At 64.3% G+C, this 15,859-nt stretch carries 19 protein-coding genes; 6 read left to right on the forward strand and 13 right to left on the reverse strand.

What is annotated here, in order from left to right; genetic code table 11:
• Both ACIQ3Q_RS08100 and ACIQ3Q_RS08105 read right to left on the reverse strand, forming a co-directional pair.
• On the reverse strand, window positions 1–672 hold a 672-nt coding region (locus ACIQ3Q_RS08100; protein ID WP_396268539.1), incomplete at its 3' end, for an amidohydrolase family protein.
• 42 nt (window positions 673–714) lie between these two features.
• Window positions 715–1,419, reverse strand: coding sequence for a substrate-binding domain-containing protein (locus ACIQ3Q_RS08105; protein WP_396268540.1), 705 nt, complete (start codon window positions 1,417–1,419; stop codon window positions 715–717).
• Window positions 1,420–1,560: 141 nt separating this feature from the next.
• Here ACIQ3Q_RS08105 and ACIQ3Q_RS08110 point away from each other — a divergent pair, with 141 nt between their 5' ends.
• The 6 genes from ACIQ3Q_RS08110 (at window position 1,561) to ACIQ3Q_RS08135 (ending at window position 4,485) form a co-directional block, all read left to right on the forward strand.
• The gene (locus ACIQ3Q_RS08110; RefSeq protein ID WP_396268541.1) at window positions 1,561–1,812 is read left to right on the forward strand and encodes a CopG family transcriptional regulator; all 252 of its coding nucleotides are present in this window, start codon (window positions 1,561–1,563) and stop codon (window positions 1,810–1,812) included.
• A gap of 16 nt (window positions 1,813–1,828) precedes the next feature.
• The gene (locus ACIQ3Q_RS08115) at window positions 1,829–2,263 is read left to right on the forward strand and encodes a TA system VapC family ribonuclease toxin (RefSeq protein WP_396268542.1); all 435 of its coding nucleotides are present in this window, start codon (window positions 1,829–1,831) and stop codon (window positions 2,261–2,263) included.
• Window positions 2,263–3,183: a LysR substrate-binding domain-containing protein gene (locus tag ACIQ3Q_RS08120; RefSeq protein WP_396268543.1), complete on the forward strand. Its 921-nt coding sequence runs from the start codon at window positions 2,263–2,265 to the stop codon at window positions 3,181–3,183. The genes ACIQ3Q_RS08115 and ACIQ3Q_RS08120 overlap by 1 nt, the downstream gene beginning before the upstream one ends.
• Before the next feature lie 142 nt (window positions 3,184–3,325).
• Entirely contained in the window at window positions 3,326–3,751 is a 426-nt protein-coding gene (locus ACIQ3Q_RS08125; RefSeq protein WP_396268544.1) for an HI0074 family nucleotidyltransferase substrate-binding subunit, read from the forward strand.
• Window positions 3,751–4,080, forward strand: a complete 330-nt coding sequence (locus ACIQ3Q_RS08130) for a nucleotidyltransferase family protein (protein WP_396268545.1) — start codon at window positions 3,751–3,753, stop codon at window positions 4,078–4,080. Before ACIQ3Q_RS08125 ends, ACIQ3Q_RS08130 begins: the two co-directional genes overlap by 1 nt.
• 45 nt (window positions 4,081–4,125) lie before the next feature.
• On the forward strand, window positions 4,126–4,485 hold the full coding sequence (locus ACIQ3Q_RS08135; protein ID WP_396268546.1) for a methylglyoxal synthase: 360 nt from the start codon (window positions 4,126–4,128) through the stop codon (window positions 4,483–4,485).
• Here the strand turns inward: ACIQ3Q_RS08135 and ACIQ3Q_RS08140 are convergent, their stop codons facing one another.
• The 11 genes from ACIQ3Q_RS08140 to ACIQ3Q_RS08190 form a co-directional block, all read right to left on the reverse strand.
• On the reverse strand, window positions 4,486–4,845 hold the full coding sequence (locus ACIQ3Q_RS08140) for a PspC domain-containing protein (RefSeq protein WP_396268547.1): 360 nt from the start codon (window positions 4,843–4,845) through the stop codon (window positions 4,486–4,488).
• 146 nt (window positions 4,846–4,991) lie between these two features.
• On the reverse strand, window positions 4,992–6,428 hold the full coding sequence (locus ACIQ3Q_RS08145) for an ATP-binding protein (protein WP_396268548.1): 1,437 nt from the start codon (window positions 6,426–6,428) through the stop codon (window positions 4,992–4,994).
• Window positions 6,425–7,102: a response regulator gene (locus ACIQ3Q_RS08150; protein ID WP_396268549.1), complete on the reverse strand. Its 678-nt coding sequence runs from the start codon at window positions 7,100–7,102 to the stop codon at window positions 6,425–6,427. The genes ACIQ3Q_RS08145 and ACIQ3Q_RS08150 overlap by 4 nt, the downstream gene beginning before the upstream one ends.
• Before the next feature lie 1,034 nt (window positions 7,103–8,136).
• Window positions 8,137–8,598 carry a cupin domain-containing protein gene (locus tag ACIQ3Q_RS08155; protein WP_396268550.1) on the reverse strand — a complete coding sequence of 154 codons (462 nt, stop codon included), beginning with the start codon at window positions 8,596–8,598 and terminating at the stop codon, window positions 8,137–8,139.
• 82 nt (window positions 8,599–8,680) lie between these two features.
• Entirely contained in the window at window positions 8,681–9,688 is a 1,008-nt protein-coding gene (locus tag ACIQ3Q_RS08160; RefSeq protein WP_396268551.1) for an amidohydrolase family protein, read from the reverse strand.
• Complete coding sequence (locus ACIQ3Q_RS08165; RefSeq protein ID WP_396268552.1) at window positions 9,685–10,257, reverse strand: 3-hydroxyanthranilate 3,4-dioxygenase; 573 nt, start codon at window positions 10,255–10,257, stop codon at window positions 9,685–9,687. Before ACIQ3Q_RS08165 ends, ACIQ3Q_RS08160 begins: the two co-directional genes overlap by 4 nt.
• A 99-nt stretch (window positions 10,258–10,356) precedes the next feature.
• On the reverse strand, window positions 10,357–10,851 hold the full coding sequence (locus ACIQ3Q_RS08170) for a DNA-deoxyinosine glycosylase (protein ID WP_396268553.1): 495 nt from the start codon (window positions 10,849–10,851) through the stop codon (window positions 10,357–10,359).
• On the reverse strand, window positions 10,844–11,665 hold the full coding sequence (locus ACIQ3Q_RS08175) for a TatD family hydrolase (protein WP_396268554.1): 822 nt from the start codon (window positions 11,663–11,665) through the stop codon (window positions 10,844–10,846). The genes ACIQ3Q_RS08170 and ACIQ3Q_RS08175 overlap by 8 nt, the downstream gene beginning before the upstream one ends.
• Window positions 11,665–12,351: a lipoprotein-releasing ABC transporter ATP-binding protein LolD gene (gene lolD, locus ACIQ3Q_RS08180; protein ID WP_396268555.1), complete on the reverse strand. Its 687-nt coding sequence runs from the start codon at window positions 12,349–12,351 to the stop codon at window positions 11,665–11,667. The genes ACIQ3Q_RS08175 and lolD overlap by 1 nt, the downstream gene beginning before the upstream one ends.
• Entirely contained in the window at window positions 12,344–13,615 is a 1,272-nt protein-coding gene (locus tag ACIQ3Q_RS08185) for a lipoprotein-releasing ABC transporter permease subunit (protein ID WP_396268556.1), read from the reverse strand. The genes lolD and ACIQ3Q_RS08185 overlap by 8 nt, the downstream gene beginning before the upstream one ends.
• A 51-nt stretch (window positions 13,616–13,666) precedes the next feature.
• The gene (locus ACIQ3Q_RS08190; protein WP_396268557.1) at window positions 13,667–15,838 is read right to left on the reverse strand and encodes a hypothetical protein; all 2,172 of its coding nucleotides are present in this window, start codon (window positions 15,836–15,838) and stop codon (window positions 13,667–13,669) included.
• Between the last annotated feature and the right edge of the window lie 21 nt (window positions 15,839–15,859).

Below are 15,859 nucleotides of genomic sequence, written 5' to 3' on the forward strand. Positions count from 1 at the left end.
GCCATGGGGAATCAAGAACTTCAGCGTTGGGAAGTCTTTGAACAAATCAGAGGTGAGGCACTGCATGAAGGCCGTGGTGTCGGCGTTCAAGTAGTGAGCACCCGTGGTGTGGAAGCAGGCGTTGCAACTGGTCGAGACATGGATCATGGCCGGCAGGTCGTACTCCACCATCTTTTCGTAGAGCGGGTACCAATGCCGGTCCGACAGCGGCGGGCTGGTCCAGTGGCCGCCAGACGGGTCAGGGTTCAGGTTCAGGCCCACATTGCCGTATTGCTCCACGCACTTCACCAACTCGGGGATGCAGGTGGCAGGGTCCACACCGGGTGACTGCGGCAGCATGGCCGCCGGCACAAAGTGCTCGGGGAACAACTGGCTCACGCGATAGCACAGCTCATTGCAGATGGCCGCCCAGGTGGCCGAGGTGTTGAAGTCCCCGATGTGGTGGGCCATGAAGCTGGCGCGCGGGCTAAAGATGGTCAGGTCGCTGCCGCGTTGCTTCATCAGCTTGAGCTGATTGGTCTCAATCGACTCGCGAATCTCGTCGTCACTGATCTTCAACTCACTGGCCTTGGGCGCACGGCTGGGGTCTTTGAGGCCGGCGATCTGCAAGTCGCGCCAGGCGCCCAGGGCAGCGGGCGCGGTGGTGTAGTGGCCGTGAACGTCGATGATCATGACGGTGGTGTCCTCTTGTCTTGATGTGTTGGAACCGTGGGCTCAGGCAGGCGTCATGCCCTGGCGCGCTGTGGCCTGGGCCGCAGCGTCCGACGCCAAAAAGCTCAGCAGGGCCTGGGCCTGCTCAGGCTGAGCGCTGGTGCTGGCCACCGCGCCGCTGAAGGTGGAGATGATCTGTGCGCCTTCGGGCATCGTGCCTAAGCGGGTGATGCCCTGCACGGGCAACAACTCGCTGAGCTGCTGAAAGCCCAGGTCTACTTGGCCTGTGGCCAGCATCTGGCCCACGGGCACGCCGGGGGGTGCTTGAATGAGATGGTCTTTCAGCAGCGCCAGCAGCCCCCAGCCCTCCAGCAGCTTGAGCAAGGCCGTGCCGCTGGGCCCGGTGGAGTAGCCGATGCGCGCGGCTTGTGCCACGGCGCGGCGCAGTGCCGCCTCGGTGGAGATGTCCGGCGTGGGCCGACCGGCTGGCACAGCCACGGCCACTGGCGAATGCACCAGCGCGCGCACGCTGCCGGGGCGCACATGGCCTGCCGCAGCCAGCTTGGCCAGCGCATCATCGGCCAAGACCACTAGGTCAAAGGGCTCGGCCGCCTGCACGCGCTTGGCAGCATCCACGCCACCCACCGAGGTCAGCGCCACCACCACGCCGCTGTGCTGGGCATAGGCTGCCAACAACTCTTCCAGCAACAGCCGGGTGGCCATGGAGGAGATGCAGCGCAGCGGGGCGGAGGTGGAAGGGCTTGGCATGGGGGCATTGTTGGCGGCGATGGGCGAAGCTCCAAGCCGGGTCAGACACTAGCTGCTATAACAATTCAGCATAGCTGCTGCGGGTTTACACGGTGATGCGCGATGCATTAGCATCACGCATCACGTTGAAAGGACGCCGCGATGCGCACCACCCTGGACATTGCCGATGACGTGCTCTTGGCCGCCAAGGCCCGTGCCGCACGCGAGAAAAAGTCGCTGGGCCAAGTCATCTCCGAACTGGCGCGGCAGGCCTTTCAAAACCCCACGGTTCCTGGCGCCGTCCATGCCGCCGAGCCGCTGGCGGCCTATGGCATCTGCCCCCTGCCTTCGCGCGGGTCGCCCGTCACCACAGACCTGGTGCAGCGCCTGCAAGACCATGAAGGACAAGGATGATGGAGGGACGCAAGACATGACACGCTGCGCCTTGCTCGACGTGAATGTGCTGATTGCCCTGCACGACCCCGACCACGTTCATCACGCTCGCGTAGTGGAGTGGATGCTGGAGCAAGCCCCCCACGGCTGGGCCACCTGCACGCTGACCCAACTGGGCATGCTCCGCATCATGAGCCAGCCCGCCTACCCCAACGCGCTGCCCCTGGCCCAAGTGATGTCCGCCTTGGCTCGCTCCACGGCCCACGCAGTCCACCACTTCTGGGCCTGCAACCTGAGCGTGCTGGACCCGCAGCGCGTGCGCGCCGACCGCCTGCACGGCCATCAACAGCTCACCGATGTCACCCTCTTGGCCCTGGCCGTCGCCCACGAAGGCAAGCTCGCCACGCTGGACCAGCGCATCCCCTTGAGTGCCGTGCACGGCGCACAAGCCCACCATCTGGAAGTACTCTGATGGACCTGCGCCAACTCCGCACCTTTGTCCAAGTGGCCGAAGCCGGCAGCTTCAGCAAGGCTGCGCTGATCTTGGACGTGGCCCAACCGGCCCTGTCACGTCAGGTGCGCCAGTTGGAGACCGAGCTGCGCGAAACCTTGCTGCTGCGGCATGGCCGGGGCGTGGCCCTGACGGAGGCGGGCCAGCGCCTGCTGGCCCATGGCCGGGCCATCTTGCAGCAGGTGGAGGTGGCCCGTAGCGAGCTGGCCGCCGGGCGCGACGAGCCTGCCGGGCAGATTGCCATTGGCCTGCCGCCCAGCCTGGCGCGGCAATGGACGCTGCCGCTGATCCAGGCCTTTCAGATCCAGATGCCCAAGGCCCGCTGCGCCATCATCGAAGGCTTTTCCATGCACATCAGCGAGTGGCTGATTGAAGGGCGGCTGGACTTAGGCCTGCTCTACAACCCCGAGCCCTCGGCCCAGGTCAGCACCCGGCCTTTGATTGAAGAGGCGCTGTGCTTGGTGAGCCCCTTGGCCGCCGATGTCGGCCAAGAGACCCCTCAGGGGAGCAGCCAAGACATGGCCGGGCCTATCCGCTTTGCCCAGCTCTCTGGCCTGCCCCTGGTGATGCCCCAGCGCGGCCATACTTTTCGCAAGCTGATGGAAACCCAAGCCGCCTTGCATGGCGTGGAACTCAACGTGGTGTGGGAGGTCTCCAGCGTGGGCGTCATTCCCGACCTCGTCCGCGCGGGCCTGGGCCACGCCGCCTTGACAGCCGGTGCCGTACGCGCCCACGGCGCCCTGCAGCACCTGCGCGTGCGCCCCATCGAAGCCCCGCAGATCATCAGCATCCTGTGCCTGGCTGAACCGGCCCAGCGCCGCAGCACGCCGCTGGCGCGGCGCACGGCGCAGTTGCTAGAGGCGATGGCGCGGGCGGGGTGAGCGCCCTTCGCAGACTCTGCACGTAAGATGGTGGCAACGGGAACTCTTTGAAGCAAACGCCGGGCCGCCCCAAGTTTTCTTGCGCCCCCGAGGGGGCCGGGACGGGCAAAGCCCGGCCCTTGGGGGCTCAATAGGAACGGACATGGCCATTGACATCAGCTCCTTCAGGAATGCCATCGCTCAGCTGGAGAAAGCCCTCAGCTACGCCCACTCGCCCATGGCCAAGGCTGACCCTGGCCTGCGTGAACAGTTGCGAAATTCGGTCATCCAGTGTTTTGAGTTCACCTACGAGCTGAGCCACAAAATGCTCAAGAGACACCTGGAGAGCACCGCCGCCAGCCCCGAAGAGATTGACCAAGCGACGTTCCAAAACTTGATCCGCACCGGCAACGAAAAGGGCTTGCTCCGCTCAGACTGGGAGATGTGGCGCACCTACCGGCAAGCCCGGACCGACAGCAGCCACACCTACGACCAAGCCAAAGCAGAGGCGGTGTTTGCCTTGGCGCCTGACTTTCTAGAGGAAGCCAAGTTTCTGGCCGCCAAGCTCACCACGGACCCCACGCTCTGATGCCAGCTCAGCGGCATCACCCCGTGGATCTCTTGCCGCATCACCTGCAAGAGGTCTTACAGATTCTGGCGCGACACGTGCCGAACATAGAAGTCCGCGCCTTTGGCTCCCGCGTCAAGGGCACAGCCAAGCCTTACTCTGACCTCGACCTGGCCTTGATGACCACGCAGCCCTTGCCCTTGGCACAAGAGGCCGCCCTGAAAGAAGCCTTTGACGAGGCGAGCCTGCCCTTCAAAGTCGATGTGCTGGATTGGGCCAGCACAGCGCCCGCATTTCGGCAGCTCATTGCGCAAGATGGCGTTTGCTTGCGGCCAGCGTCTGCGCCGTAACCCATTCGAAACCCACACCCGCGCAGGGCGCCAGACAATGCGCGCATGCACATCGCCCTGATCGCTCACGACCGCATGAAAGACACCCTGGTGGCGCTGGCGCGCGAGTTTGCGCCGCAGCTGGGCCAGCACCGCCTGATGGCCACCGGCACCACGGGTGGGCGGCTGTGCAAAGAGGTGGGGCTGCAGGTGGAGTGTTTGCTCTCCGGCCCTTTGGGCGGTGACTTGCAGATTGGGGCCCGCTTGGCGGTTGGCGAGGTCCAGGCGGTGATCTTTTTGCGCGACCCGATGACACCGCAACCTCATGAACCCGACATCAATGCCCTGCTGCGGGCGTGCGATGTGCACAACGTGGTCTGCGCCACCAACCCGGCCAGTGCCCGGTTGGTGTTGCAGAGCCTTTGATCAGCTGCCCAACTGACGCGGCGTCATGGTGACGACGGGCTCTTCAGGCACAAAGATCCACAGCAGCAGATAGACCAGCACACCGCTGCCTGCGCACAGGGCCAGCAGGGCGAAGCTGATGCGCCAGATCCAGGCGGCCACGCCGGTCATTTGGGCCACGCCGGCACACACACCGCCCAACCAGCGGTCGCTGCGGCTGCGGCGCAGGCCGTTCAAAGCCTGAACCACGACGGCATCGTTGCGCGCTGGCGTCTCGCCACGGCTCAACACCTTGGCTTTGGCTTGCGCAAACTCTTCATCAGACAGGCCACCTTGGCGGTGCAGTTCGTCCAAACGGCTGAGGTCTTCGGCGAGTGACATGAGAGGCTCCGGTGAGTTGATGGCTGGACTGTAGAAGCATTGGGTGCGGCCTACTAGGCCGCTGCGACGAGATGCTGCGGCATGGGCATGAACGGACGATTCGGGCGATGAAGGGCACCGCTTCGAACCGCTGCCACGGCCGCCTCTCACCCCAGCCGCACACTCACCCTCAAGCCACCCAACTGCGCCGAGCGCTGCACCGACAGCTCTGCGTGATGCAGCGCCGCGATGCGCCGCACGATGGACCAGCCCAGGCCGCTGCCAGTTTGCTCGGTGCCCAGCACCCTGAAGAAGCGCTCGCCCAGGCGGGCGATGTCGGCGTCCGTCATGCCGGGGCCGCTGTCTTCGACGCAAAGCACGGCACCACTGGGCAAGGGCTGAATCTGCACTTGGACTTGCGCACCGGCGGGGGCATAGCGGATGGCGTTGTCCACCAGATTGCGCAGCAAAACCTCCAGCAAGGCTTCCAGGCCTTGCACGGGCACGGGAGGCAGCGGTGCGTCTTCATCATCATCGCCGCCCTCACCGACCTGCAGCGACAACTGCTGGGACTTGGCCAGGGCTTGCGGCGCGGCTTGGGCCAACACGCGTTGGGCCACTTGGGCCAGATCGAGCGGCACCAAGCCCGCTTTGCCCGCAGCCTCCAAGCGCGACAAGGTGAGCAACTGCGTCACCAAGTGGGTGGCGCGGTCGCAGCCCTCGAGCGTGGCCAATAGGGCATGGCGGCGCGGTGCGTCGCCCTGCGCCCCCAAGGCCACTTGCGCCTGGGCGCGAATGGCAGCAATCGGTGTGCGCAGCTCATGCGCCGCATCGGCGGTAAAGCGGCGCTCGGCCTCCATCAGCCCGGCAATGCGGCCTAACAGGCCGTTGAGGGAGTCAACCATGGGCCGCATTTCTTGCGGGGCATCGTCGGCCAACACCACCGGGTGCAGCGCATCGGGCGCACGGCCGGCCAAGGTGCTGCTCAGGTCGCGCAGCGGGGCCATCGCGCGGCGAATCACCCACCACAGGCCCAAGCCCCAGATCGGCAAGGCCAGGGCGGCCGGCCAAAAGGCACTGCGCAACACCGCGCGGCCAATGGCGGCGCGGGAGTCGACCATTTCGGCCACATAGACCTGCACGTCTTGCTCGGCGCCACGGGTGGTGAAGACCCGCCAAAGCTCGCCGTCCAAGGTAATGGTGTCGAAGCCCCGAGGGAAGTGCCGACCCTCTGGTCCCATGGGCTGTGCCGGCGCACCAGACGAGCGCAACACCAGTTGCCCCTTGTGCCAGACCTGGAACGCAGCCTTTGGCGCATAGCGGTGCAAGTTGGGCGCGTCGACACCGCGCAGCGAGTGGTACTCCTCTTGGCTATCTTCTAGAAGCTCTTCGATCTCGTGGGTTTGCTGGACCACCAACAGGGCTGCGGCCTGGGCCAAATGGCCATCCAGCAGTTCGTCCAGCTCGTGGCGCGCATCGACCCAAGTGGCCAGGGCCGTCGCACTCCACACCACCACCAGCAAGGCCAGCGCTGCGGCCATCAAGCGCCCCTGTAAAGAGCGCGGCCAAGCCCAACGAGGCGGAGAGAAGGAGGTGCCGATCATGCAGCAGGATTGTCCTCTTTGCGCAGGACGTAGCCCACGCCGCGCACAGTCTGAATGAGCTCACTGCCCAGCTTGCGGCGCAGGTGGTGAACGTGGACCTCGATGGCATTGCTTTCCACCTCTTGGCCCCAGGCATAGAGGTGCTGCTCCAACTGCTCGCGCGAGAGCACGCGGCCGGCGTTGAGCACCATGGCCAGCAGCAGATCAAACTCGCGGGTAGAGAGGGTGACGGCCTGGCCGTCTTTGGCCACACTGCGGGCCGAGGCGTCCAAAGTGACGCCACCCCAGGCGCGCAGCACTTCAGTGGGCTGGCCATGCGCACGGCGCACCAAGGCCCGCAGCCGGGCGGCCAACTCGTCCAGGTCAATGGGCTTGACCACATAGTCGTCGGCCCCCAGGTCTAGGCCCTTGATGCGGTCGGGCACGCCGTCGCGCGCGGTCAGCACCAGCACGGGCAGAGTCACCCCGGCTTGGCGGATCTGCGCCAGCACGTCCAGCCCATCTAGGCGCGGCAGGCCCAGGTCCAGCACGGCGGCGGCATAGGGCTGGGCGCGCAGCTCGCGCTGGGCGGCTTCGCCGTCGCGCACCCAATCCACCTGAAAGCCATGCTGGCGCAGGCCATTGCGCAGGCCATCGCCCAACAGGGCATCGTCTTCAGCCAACAAGATTCGCATACAACCCTCTACCCTCGTCAGTCGTCGCCGTTGCCATTGTCATCCTGCTGCTTCAAAGCGGTCACCGAGCCAAACACGCTCAGCCTACGCAAGGCTGCCCGCTAGGGCGGAGTAGACCACTTGCAGGTCAACCGAGGTAGCTGCCTGCGCTGCCATGCTGGCTGCGGCTAAACCGGCAAGGAGAAGGCGTTGACGCATGACCGGAAAGCTGCAAATGCAGTGAACAGGGTGTCATGGTCGGGGGTCGGGCTGAAGGAAGTCTTAGCGGGTGGATGTGTGGCTGGCTGTGAGGATGCAACTGGGTTTGGGCGTCGGCCCTGGCGGCAGTTGGGCCCGAGGCTCACGGTCGGCTCTCTATGGGAACGCCTTTGGCTGCCTGCTAGCCCTGTCGCGGGGTAGTCTCCAGGGCGGTGAGTGGGGTGGCACGGGTCAGTCTATGGAGGCCAGAGACTCATCTGGCAGGTTACACCACCAAGCGCAGATTCCTCAGATGCAAAGCCCGAGCCATCCGAGCGCTCGCCTCGACAGGCCACCAACGATGGACTTGCGCTGGTGCAGGCCATGGATCGGGGCGATTTTGAGGTGCCGAGGCGCGCAGGGAGATGGCATGGCGCGTGTATTCACGCGCTTCAAGAACATATTCGCCGTCATTGTTTGACCATAGCGAGCCGGGCGACGCCGAAAAAGCCCCCGCAGGTGTGCGGGCCTCGATTCAGGATGGGCTGTTAGGCGCAAAGCGCAGAGATACCAGAGGTATCGCGAGCATTTGCAACGACACAGACCGCCCGAAGTCGAGGATGCGCGCGCTGCGAGGGGCTTATTCGGCGTCGCCTTGTGAGCGGAGGGCGTTTGACGGCGCACGCCCTTGACCGAGCACCGCTGGGAAGTCGGCGCAAGCCGACCACCGGGACATGAGCCCCGGGCCATGGCCTGCGCCAGCGCACGCAGCAACGCAAAAACGCAGACACACAGGCAGGCACGTACGCAAGCACCCCAGCACGCAGGCTGGGAGACAAGCGCGCCAAAGCGCCATCTCAGAACGGACTCTCCACCGCCCTGCCCTGCCCGTCTTCCCACAGATCATCCGGCAAAGACCGATCACGCACGCACACGCGGTCCAGCCCGGGGTAGGTGATGCGGTCTTGCGGTGCGCGGGTGCCCACCACCAAGCAGCGCGTGGGGGCGGCGCTGCGGTTGTGCAGGCAGTGGCCCACGGGCACGCCGGCTTTGAAGGTGGCGGCGTCACCAGGGTGCAGCAGGGTTTCGGTGTCGCCCTCGACCAGGGTGATGCTGCCCTCCAGCACATAGACCATTTCATCTTCGGCGCTGTGCCAATGCGGGCGAGCGGAAACGGCGCCGGGTTGAAGCACTTCCACATAAGCTCCGAACTGCGTCAGGCCGCCGGGCTCGGAGATCCATTGGCAGCGGTTGGGCTCAGCGGGGTTGGGGCTGGGTGAGGTTTCGCAGAGCGACTGCGCGGGCGTGAATGCGGGCATGGCGGGGTGTCTCCACAAAGACCAAATCGGCCTGGGCGGATTGTCCGGCAGCGGCGTGTGCTGAGCCTGCGGCGCAGGCTCGCTACCCCAAGCCAAAGAAGCGCTGTGCATTGCCGCCCAAGATCGCCTCGCGTTCTGCGGGAGTCAGGCCTGGTGTGGCCTCCACCACTTCGCCAATCGGCGCTTCGCCCAAGGGGAAGGGGTGGTCGGAGCCCAGCATGATGCGCTCGGTGCCCATCACGTCCACCAGCAGCCGCAAGACGCGTGGGTCGAAGACGCAACTGTCCACATGAAAGCGCTGCAGGTAATGCGAAGGTGGGTGCGGGCAGTCGGCCCGGACGATGTCGCGGCGGTGCCAGGCGTTGTCGGCCCGGCCCAGCAGGGCGGCAAAACTGCCGCCGCCATGGGCAAAGCACAGGCGCATGTCGGCGGGCAGGCGCTCAAAGCTACCGCTCAAAACTAGCCTCAGCAGGCTCAGGTGAGTCTCGGCGGGCATGCCCACCAGCCAGGGCAGCATCCAGCCTTGCATGCGCTCGGGGGCCAGCATGTCCCAGGGGTGAACCACGACGGGAATGCCCTGCTCGGCGCAGTGGCGCAGAAAGGCCAGCATGTGCGGGCTGTCCAGGTCGCGTTCACCCAGATGGTTGCCGATCTGCACGCCCACGCAGCCGCTGGCCATGGCGCGGTTGGCTTCACAGCAAGCGGCGGTCAGGTCTTGCAGCGGCACTTGGGCCAAGGCCTTGAGCCGGCGCGGCGCGGCGGCACAAAAGGCCAGGGCGGCTTCGTTCATGCGCAAGGCCCACTCAGCAGCCACGCCGGGCGGCAGGACGTCGGCCCACATCACCGGCGTGGCGCTGATGAGTTGCAGGGCAATGCCTTGTGCGTCCATGGCTGCCACCCGGTGCCGGGCGTCCCACAGCTCAGAGGTGACGGGCCGAAAGGCCTGGTCGCCGCGCATGATGTGGCCGGATTGGCCATCGCGGTCGATCTGCAGCCAGGGCGCGTCGGCCCAGCCCGCCCAGGCCACATCGCTGCGGCGCAAGAGTGGAAAGAAATGCGCGTGAATGTCGATGCGGATGGATGGGTTCACGGGTGGCCCGCTTGGGTATAGGCTTGGTGCCAGGCGGCCACGTCGCGGCCGGGGTGGGTGTGGCCACAGCTCAGGCACTGGCGCTCGCACTCGGGCAGTGCGTAGAAACGCTGAAAGGCGGGCGGCAGGTCATCGACCAGGCTTTGCAGTTGCAGGGCCGTGCGGTGAAGCAACTCGCCGCAGTGGGCGCAATGCCATTCAAAGGCATCGCGCTGGCCCACGGGCCGGCGCCGCTCGATCACCAGGCACAGGCTGCTCGGGTCAGGCCGCTGCGGTGAGTGCCGCACATGCGGCGGCAGCAAGAACAAATCGCCTTCGCGCAGGGGCACCCGCTCGTAATCACAGCCGTCGCACAAGATCAGCGAGGCCTCTCCCTTGAACTGGTAGAAGAACTCCTCCAGCGGGTCGTCATGAAAGTCAGTGCGGGCATTTGGCCCGGCCACCACGGTGACCATGAAGTCGCTGTTCTGCCAGACTTGCGCATTGCCCACGGGCGGGCGCAGCAGGTGGGCGTGCTCGGCCAGCCAGCGCGGCAAGTTCAAAGGTAGGCCATAGGCGAGTGCAGCCATAGGTGTCCTCCTGCGGGTTTGTTCTTCCCTAAGTATCGCTGCGGCCCATCTTCTTGAGCCCTGTCAAACCTGACAGCCTCAGGGTCTCTAACGAAATGTTCAGAGACAGGCTTTGAAGGCCATTTCCCAAGCTGCGCGTTTGCGCTCGAAGGACCAACTGGCATTGGCCGGGCTGGTGGAGGGCAGCTTGAAGACCGGCAGGCCCAGGCCTTCGGTGAAGCGCCGCCCGCGTGCGGATTCGGCCCCGTTGTGCGCAATGCCCTTGAGCTGCGGCAACTGGGCCAAGAGACCCGGCAGGTCGTTGAACTCTGCGGCCTTGATGTCGGCATCCAGGCTGCCTTGGCGCTCGCAGGCGGCATAGACATCCCACAAGCCCACACCAGCCGTCAACAGCGCGGCCAAGCGTTGCTCATAGGGCAAGCCTACCAAGTCCTGCCCAAGCAGCGCACTCATCAGCGGCCAGAACTGATTGCGCGGGTGGCCGTAGTACTGCTGCGCCTGCAACGACGCCACGCCCGGAAAGCTGCCCAAAATCAGCAAACGTGTGTGCGGCGCCACCACTGGCCCCAAGCCTGTGAGACGCGGCTCAGCCATGGGCGCACAAGGCGCCTAAGCGCGGCAGCACGCGGCAGGCATTGGCGGTTGTGAGGGCGGCTGTGTGGGCCAGGCTCCAACCGCGCAGGTCAGCCAGAGTCTGGGCGATGCGGGGCAACTCCGCCGGCTCATTGCGGCTGCTCTCGCCGGCTTGGCGCTGGGCGGCGGTGCGATAGAGCCAATGGGGTGGAATATCTGGCGCATCCGTCTCCAGCACCAGCGCGGTGTCGGGCACGCTGCGGGCCAGGTGGCGGATCTGCAGCGCGCGGTCAAAGGTCATGGCACCGCCAAAACCCAAAGCAAATCCTCGGCTCACAAACTGCGTTGTTTGCGCATCGCTGGCATTGAAGGCGTGGGCGATGCCGCCCACCACCTCGTGCCGCCGCAAGCCCTTGAGCAAGCCATCGGCTGAGCGCCGCACATGCAAGATGACGGGCAGGCCATGCTGGCGGGCCAGCTTGAGCTGCGCCATGTAGAAGTGCTCTTGCAAGACTGGGTCCAGGCCCGGCACAAAACAGTCCAACCCGATTTCGCCCACGGCCACCAAGCGCGGGTCGTCCTTCCAGCGGCTCAGGGCCTGGTCCAGTTGCTCCAGCTCATCGGGCGCAGCACGGTGGACATAGAGCGGGTGCACGCCCAAGGCATAGCTCAAGCCATGCGTGTGCGCCAAGGCACGAGCCGCCTCAAAGTGCGCCGCCTGCACAGCAGGGATGACCTGCATACCCACTCCTGCGGCCACTGCGCGCTCCACCACGCCCGAGCGATCAGCGTCGAACTCCGGCGCGTCGAGGTGGCAGTGGGTGTCTATCCACATCAGGCGGCAAGCTGGCCTCGGTCCAGCCGCACTTGGCGGTCGCAGCGGGCGGCCAGTTGGTTGTCGTGGGTGACCAGCACAAAGGCCATGCCGGCTTCGCGGGCGCGCTCCAGCATCAGCGCAAAGACTTTGTCGGCGGTGTCGCGGTCTAGGTTGCCGGTGGGCTCGTCGGCCAGCACACAGGCGGGTTGGTTGACCAAGGCGCGGGCAATGGCCACGCGTTGGCGCTCGCCGCCGGAGAGCTCGGAGGGCCGGTGCTGCACCCGCTCGGCCAGGCCCACGCTGGCCAAGGCGGCTTGGGCCGCTTGGCGCGCTTGCGCTACCGACTGGCGGCGAATGCGCAAGGGCATGGCCACGTTGTCCAGCGCGGTGAACTCGGGCAGCAGGTGGTGGAACTGGTAGACAAAGCCCAGGTGCTGGTTGCGCCAAGCGCCTTGTTGGGCTGCGGTGAGCTGGCTCAGGCGCTGGCCCATCAGCTCGACATGACCTTGGGTGGGCATGTCCAGGCCGCCCAGAAGGTGCAGCATGGTGCTTTTGCCCGAGCCCGAGGCGCCGACGATGGCCAGGGTTTCGCCCCGGCGCACTTGCAGGTCCACGCCGCGCAGCACTTCCACATCCAGCGGGCCTTCGGTGAAGCGCTTGTGCAACTGGGTGGCCGAGAGAACGATGTCGTGCTGATTACTCATAGCGCAGGGCCTCCGCTGGGTTCACGCGGCTGGCTCGCCAACTGGGGTAGAGCGTGGCCAAAAAGGCCAGCGTCAAAGAGATGACGGTGATGGGGCCAATGTCGGCCCACTGCGGGTCGCTGGGCATCTTGGTCACCATATAGAGATTGCCCGGCAAAAAGGCCACGCCCAGCAGACGCTCGATGAAGGGGACGATCACGTCCACATTGAAGGCCACCAGCAGCCCCAAGCCCACACCGGACAGCGTGCCGATGATGCCGGCGGTGGCGCCTTGCACCACAAAAATACCCATGATGGAGCGCGGGCTGGCGCCCAGGGTGCGCAAGATGGCGATGTCGGCGCGCTTGTCCGTCACCGTCATCACCAAGGTCGAGACCAGGTTGAAGGCTGCCACCGCGACGATCAGCGTCAGGATGATGCCCATCATGCGCTTCTCGATCTGAACCGCGTCGTACCAGTGGGCTTTCTCACGCGTCCAGTCCCTGACAATGACTTTAGGGCCGAGCATGTCGGCCAAGCGAAAACCCGTGGCGCGGGCTTCATGCACGTCGCTCAGGCGAAGCTGAATGCCTTGCGGGCCGCCGGTGCGATAGAGCCGAGCAGCATCCTCGATGTGCATCATCACCAAGGTGGTGTCGTACTCAAAGTGCCCGACATTGAAGATGCCCGCCACGGTGAACTTGCGCATGGTGGGCATGCCACCGGCTGGGGTCATTTGAATGCCGGGGGTGATGATGTTGACGGTTTCGCCCACTTTCACGTCCAGCGCGCGGGCCAAGTCCACGCCAATCACGATGCGCCAAGCCCCGGGCTGGAGCTGGTCCAGCACGCCGTCGGCCTTCATTTTGGCGGCCAGGCCCGTGATGTGTTGTTCAGCCTCGGGCAAGATGCCGCGCACCAGCACGCCGTTCATGGTCTCGCCACGGGCCAGCAGCGAGGGGCTGGAGACAAAAGGCGCCGCGGCCTTGACTAGGGGCTCTCGCTTGGCTTCGCGCGCCAAAGCCTGCCAGTCGGCCAGGCCGGTGCCGCTGGATTCACGGACCTCGATGTGCGGAATGGCCGCCAGCATGCGGTCGCGCACCTCCGTCTTAAAGCCATTCATCACCGACAGCACGATGATCAGTGCCGCCACGCCCAAGGCAATGCCGACCACCGAGATCAGCGAGATGAAAGAGATAAAACCATTGCGACGGCCAGCGCGCCCTGCGCGGGTGTAGCGCCAGCCGATTTGCCACTCAAAGGGCAAGGAGGAGAAAAAGCTCATGGGCGGGATGCTACCGGATGCAGCCGCCAGCAAGCCCTTTAGCCCCTTGCTTCAGCGCGAGGCAGGCCATTGAATCGGCGCCAACGATCTTTTGGCCTTTGGCGCAGGGACCCGAGTGGAGGTCATACCGACAGCCGGAACCTCAGGCAAAGGGAAGGCCAAGATGCCGCGTGGACCAAGGATCAATGCATTCCGATCGCCGACCAGAAACTGGACGTGCGCTCTGTGCGAGCAACTCTCGTCGACATCCAGCTTTGTAATGCAGCCGACAGGCGAGGGTAGCGGTATCTCAGACAACACCTTGAAGGTCCCCGCACCTGTAGGGATCTGGCGAAGGTCAATCATCCAAGCTTTGGCATCAGTCGCTTTGAGTTGACCTTGATCTTGAACTTTTCGGTAACCGTAGACCAGTGCAACCCGTCCGTCACCGCTCAACCCGTACCCGCCGACCTCATAACCAAGCGGTACATCGCGCAGCAACTGGCTGGTGCTGGTCCACCCAAACGCTGCCATGCGGATTTGCCCATCCGACTGGACGGCCAATTGACCATCGTCAGACACGGAAATCACGGGGGTCTGAGGAGGAACCTGATAGCTGCTCCCTACAGGCAACTCGCCCCAACCCAAAATGGAGCTAATCGTCCCCGTGGTACCAGTCACCATCACCGTCGTGCCAGACGCGCTCCTAACAAGCGACGGTCCAACCCCTTCAGGGTAACTCCACCATGACTGCCCAGGCGTCCAAATGAACGGGCTTTTCACCAGATTGCTCCACTGAGAAGCCTGGACTCTCGGCCCCTCAATTCCTCTTAACCAGTCAACGCCATGGGACTTGAGATCACCATTTGCACCATGCACCGCCTGCGCTCGGCCATCGTCGGCAAACACCAATGCATTTGCAAGTGTCGGCACAGTCGGATCAAACCAGATCTGCGAATCCGTTAGCGTCGCTTGCGCTTCAACACTCAACGTCGTTGGGGAGAGGGCGATAACGTCTCTCCCTCGCAAGGCGTAGACGGCTGTTTCGGTGGGTGCGATGGCAGCGTCGATCAGGTTCGGCACACTGCGAGACTGCGGCACCTGCCAAGTTCCATCGCGATGCTCCCAACGCCAAACCGCTCCACCGCCGGCAAAATATGCGGACTGACTTAGTCGACCGAAGCTGACTGGGCGGTAATCTGCCCGCGGCAAGGCCGCAAATGCCATGGATACCCTTGGGCGATCAACGACCGGTAAGGAGATTGTTGTCTTTGCCAACGGATTTGTGAATGAAAGCGTGACCGGCCGCCCCACCATTGCCTCGTCTACTTCAAGCCACAAATCCCCCAGAGACCCAGGTATTCGTGGATTCGTCGCATGCTTTGCAGACACGAGTCTTGCGCCATCCACGCGCAGTCGGTCTATTGACGATGCCTCCGGCAACAGATAGCCCGACACATAAAACTTCGATCGGCCTGAAAACACGGCGCTGACAGAAGCTTGGTCGAACACTGGAAGAGTGTTGCTGCCGTAGACCGTGAACTTGCGAGCTAGGGTACCCGGCATATTCGATTTGACGGTCAAGGTCGCCACCTCACTCCAGCCAGGGTCGCCCATCAACGTTTGGTCAAATTGCAAACCCAAGCTATCTTGACCCGTCACGCCCTGGGAACGAGTCAACTTCACCCACGGTTTATCCACAGTTGCGGTCCATGGCACCTTACTGCCGTCCGGACGCAATACCTCGATAGACCTCAGAAAATCACCGGGCACTGTGTGCAAGCCCAGATTCATGCTTGGCGCTTCATCTGACAGCACCACCGCAGGAGCGACGTTACCAAGGATGCTCAGCGAGTACACCTCAGGCATTGCTCTTGATCGAATAACAATCCCGCCTCTGATTTCACCTTCTCGCTGCGACACGGCGTTGATATCGAAGCTGTAGAGATCTCCGCCGAGGGACTGGAGATTTTCGATGAGCGGGGAGTCAACAATTTGAAGCTGCAGGGGTGCGTCGCTCCACGTTGGGGGCGTGGCCTTGAATGTCACCGTCTTTCTAGCCCCTTGTTCAACTGACTCTGTGATGAAGCTCGGGCTCAGCAACAACCCATGCTCACCTCCCGGAACGGGATAAACAGTGTAGGGCACAGTGAATTCGGCGTAGTACCTCGAGTCGTTAGAGCCTCGAATGATCATTGTCGTGTCGTAGTTTCCGGCGGGTACTTGCTTGCCAACGATGACCAAATTGCTTCCGTCGAGCGAGAC

Source organism: Ideonella sp. (assembly GCF_044358605.1).
GTDB lineage: Bacteria > Pseudomonadota > Gammaproteobacteria > Burkholderiales > Burkholderiaceae_C > Ideonella.

Bases quoted from the DNA above. Each gene is read 5' to 3' on its own strand.
- ACIQ3Q_RS08105 (WP_396268540.1), bottom strand. From the start codon at position 1,419: ATGCCAAGCCCTTCCACCTCCGCCCCGCTGCGCTGCATCTCCTCCATG.
- ACIQ3Q_RS08110 (WP_396268541.1), top strand. From the start codon at position 1,561: ATGCGCACCACCCTGGACATTGCCGATGACGTGCTCTTGGCCGCCAAG.
- ACIQ3Q_RS08115 (WP_396268542.1), top strand. From the start codon at position 1,829: ATGACACGCTGCGCCTTGCTCGACGTGAATGTGCTGATTGCCCTGCAC.
- ACIQ3Q_RS08120 (WP_396268543.1), top strand. From the start codon at position 2,263: ATGGACCTGCGCCAACTCCGCACCTTTGTCCAAGTGGCCGAAGCCGGC.
- ACIQ3Q_RS08125 (WP_396268544.1), top strand. From the start codon at position 3,326: ATGGCCATTGACATCAGCTCCTTCAGGAATGCCATCGCTCAGCTGGAG.
- ACIQ3Q_RS08130 (WP_396268545.1), top strand. From the start codon at position 3,751: ATGCCAGCTCAGCGGCATCACCCCGTGGATCTCTTGCCGCATCACCTG.
- ACIQ3Q_RS08135 (WP_396268546.1), top strand. From the start codon at position 4,126: ATGCACATCGCCCTGATCGCTCACGACCGCATGAAAGACACCCTGGTG.
- ACIQ3Q_RS08140 (WP_396268547.1), bottom strand. From the start codon at position 4,845: ATGTCACTCGCCGAAGACCTCAGCCGTTTGGACGAACTGCACCGCCAA.
- ACIQ3Q_RS08145 (WP_396268548.1), bottom strand. From the start codon at position 6,428: ATGATCGGCACCTCCTTCTCTCCGCCTCGTTGGGCTTGGCCGCGCTCT.
- ACIQ3Q_RS08150 (WP_396268549.1), bottom strand. From the start codon at position 7,102: ATGCGAATCTTGTTGGCTGAAGACGATGCCCTGTTGGGCGATGGCCTG.
- ACIQ3Q_RS08155 (WP_396268550.1), bottom strand. From the start codon at position 8,598: ATGCCCGCATTCACGCCCGCGCAGTCGCTCTGCGAAACCTCACCCAGC.
- ACIQ3Q_RS08165 (WP_396268552.1), bottom strand. From the start codon at position 10,257: ATGGCTGCACTCGCCTATGGCCTACCTTTGAACTTGCCGCGCTGGCTG.
- ACIQ3Q_RS08170 (WP_396268553.1), bottom strand. From the start codon at position 10,851: ATGGCTGAGCCGCGTCTCACAGGCTTGGGGCCAGTGGTGGCGCCGCAC.
- ACIQ3Q_RS08175 (WP_396268554.1), bottom strand. From the start codon at position 11,665: ATGTGGATAGACACCCACTGCCACCTCGACGCGCCGGAGTTCGACGCT.
- lolD (WP_396268555.1), bottom strand. From the start codon at position 12,351: ATGAGTAATCAGCACGACATCGTTCTCTCGGCCACCCAGTTGCACAAG.
- ACIQ3Q_RS08185 (WP_396268556.1), bottom strand. From the start codon at position 13,615: ATGAGCTTTTTCTCCTCCTTGCCCTTTGAGTGGCAAATCGGCTGGCGC.